The sequence below is a fragment of the Mycobacterium sp. genome (assembly GCF_049585075.1).
GTDB lineage: Bacteria > Actinomycetota > Actinomycetes > Mycobacteriales > Mycobacteriaceae > Mycobacterium.
Genome location: NZ_JBAUZA010000313.1, coordinates 1 through 2,212, shown reverse-complemented (window position 1 = coordinate 2,212; position 2,212 = coordinate 1). Strand labels below are relative to the sequence as shown.

The window sequence follows — 2,212 nt, the reverse complement described above, 5'->3', positions numbered from 1 at the left end:
GTATCCGGTAGGCCCGAGTCGCGGCCGAGCGTCGTCGCGAGCTGAAGGCGACCTCAACCTCGAGCATCTCTATCCGCAGTAATCGGGTCAGCACCGCCGCCAAGTCCGCATCCGAGCCAACCACGATCAGCCGCCGATGAGCGTGCGCCGCGGCATCGATTTCCCCGGCGTCGGCAACCGGCAACCCGCGCAAAGTACCCGGCACCCGATGCTCGCCGAACACAAGCACGGCGATGTCGTGGTCGTTAATGGTTTCCTCGCAAACGGCTGAGATAGGGTGGGTCACCGGCTGGACCACAATAAGCGGCACTTACGAGTGGGAGAAATGCCATGCCGGCAATCGTCCTGATCGGCGCTCAATGGGGCGACGAGGGCAAGGGCAAGGCCACCGACCTGCTCGGCGGACGCGCCCAGTGGGTGGTGCGTTATCAGGGCGGCAACAACGCCGGGCACACCGTGGTGTTGCCCTCCGGCGAGAACTTCGCCCTGCACCTCATCCCGTCGGGTGTGCTCACGCCTGGCGTCACCAACGTCATCGGCAACGGCGTCGTGGTCGATCCCGGCGTGCTGCTCGAAGAGCTGAAGGGCCTCGAGGACCGCGGCGTGGACACCTCCAAGCTGCTGATCTCCGCCGACGCGCATCTGCTGATGCCCTATCACGTGGCCATCGACAAGGTGACCGAGCGCTACATGGGCAGCAAGAAGATCGGCACCACCGGCCGCGGCATCGGACCGTGTTACCAGGACAAGATCGCCCGCATCGGCATCCGGGTCGCCGACGTGCTCGACCCTGAAGTGCTGACCCACAAGGTCGAGGCCGCACTGGAACTCAAAAATCAGATCCTCGTCAAGATCTACAACCGCAAGGCACTCGACCCTGCGCACGTCGTCGAGGTGCTACTCGACCAAGCCAAGGGTTTTCGGCACCGCATCGCCGACACCCGGCTGCTGCTCAACACCGCGCTGGAGGCCGGCGAAACCGTGTTGCTGGAAGGCTCGCAGGGCACCCTGCTGGACGTCGACCACGGCACGTATCCCTATGTGACGTCGTCGAATCCGACCGCTGGCGGCGCGGCCGTCGGCTCTGGCATCGGGCCGACCCGCATCACCACCGTGTTGGGAATCCTCAAGGCCTATACCACCCGGGTCGGCTCTGGGCCGTTCCCCACCGAATTGTTCGACGCGAACGGCGAATACCTGTCCAAAACCGGCGGTGAGTTCGGCGTCACCACCGGGCGCCGTCGCCGCTGCGGCTGGTTCGACGCCGTGATCGCCCGCTACGCCACCCGGGTCAACGGCATCACCGACTACTTCCTGACCAAGCTGGACGTGTTGTCGAGCCTGGAAACCGTCCCGGTGTGTGTCGGCTACACGGTCGATGGCAAACGCACGCACGACATGCCAATGACCCAAAGCGATTTGGGCCGTGCCAAACCCATCTACGAAGAGCTGCCGGGGTGGTGGGAAGACATCTCCGACGCACGGACGTTCGACGACCTGCCCGCCAAGGCGCGTGACTATGTGCTACGGCTGGAAGAGCTTGCTGGAGCGCATGTTTCGTGTATCGGCGTCGGCCCGGGCCGTGATCAGACCATCGTTCGCCGCGACGTCCTGGCGGCTCGCCCGTGACCGAATCTTCGCAGCGCCCAGAACAACTCGATCCCGACTACGAGCATCATGGCGGCTTTCCGGAGTACGGCGCCGCGAGCCCAGGGCCGGGCTTCGGCCGGTTCGTCACCGCGATGCGCGGGTTGCAGGACCTGGCGGTGTCCGCAGACCCCAGCGACGACGTCTGGGACGACGCCGCCGACCGCGCCGAGGCGCTATCGGCACTGCTGGCGCCGTTTCACGCGCCTGAGGGCCAGGGTCCGGCCGGTCGATCGCCGCAATTGCCGGGAATGGGCAGCCTGCTTTTGCCGCCGTGGACGATGAGCAGGTTCGACTCCGACGGCGTCGAAATGCGTGGCCACTTCTGCCGTTTTCATGTGGGCGGCAACGGGGCGGTGCACGGCGGCGTGCTTCCGCTGCTGTTCGACCACGTCTTCGGGATGGTGGTGCACGCCGCGGGACGGCCGATCAGCCGGACCGGCTTCCTGCACGTCGATTATCGCAAGATCACCCCGATCGACACCCCGTTAGTGGTCCGCGGGCATGTTGCAGCCACCGAAGGCCGCAAGGCCTTTGTCCTCGGCGAACTGCTCGACGGCGATCA

Annotated in this window: 2 protein-coding genes and 1 pseudogene; 2 read left to right on the top strand and 1 reads right to left on the bottom strand. The window is 65.7% G+C overall.

Annotated elements, in window-relative coordinates:
- Nucleotides 1-286, bottom strand: a pseudogene (locus tag WB785_RS15115) (peptidase M50); the annotation flags it as partial.
- Nucleotides 287-330: 44 nt separating this feature from the next.
- Here WB785_RS15115 and WB785_RS15110 point away from each other — a divergent pair.
- Together WB785_RS15110 and WB785_RS15105 are read left to right on the top strand one after the other, a co-directional pair.
- Nucleotides 331-1,629, top strand: a complete 1,299-nt coding sequence (locus WB785_RS15110) for an adenylosuccinate synthase (protein WP_424080139.1) — start codon at nucleotides 331-333, stop codon at nucleotides 1,627-1,629.
- Nucleotides 1,626-2,212, top strand: a 587-nt coding sequence (locus WB785_RS15105) for a PaaI family thioesterase (protein ID WP_424080138.1), incomplete at its 3' end; no start/stop codon positions are given. The genes WB785_RS15110 and WB785_RS15105, both read left to right, overlap by 4 nt.

Bases quoted from the DNA above. Each gene is read 5' to 3' on its own strand.
- WB785_RS15110 (WP_424080139.1), top strand. From the start codon at position 331: ATGCCGGCAATCGTCCTGATCGGCGCTCAATGGGGCGACGAGGGCAAG.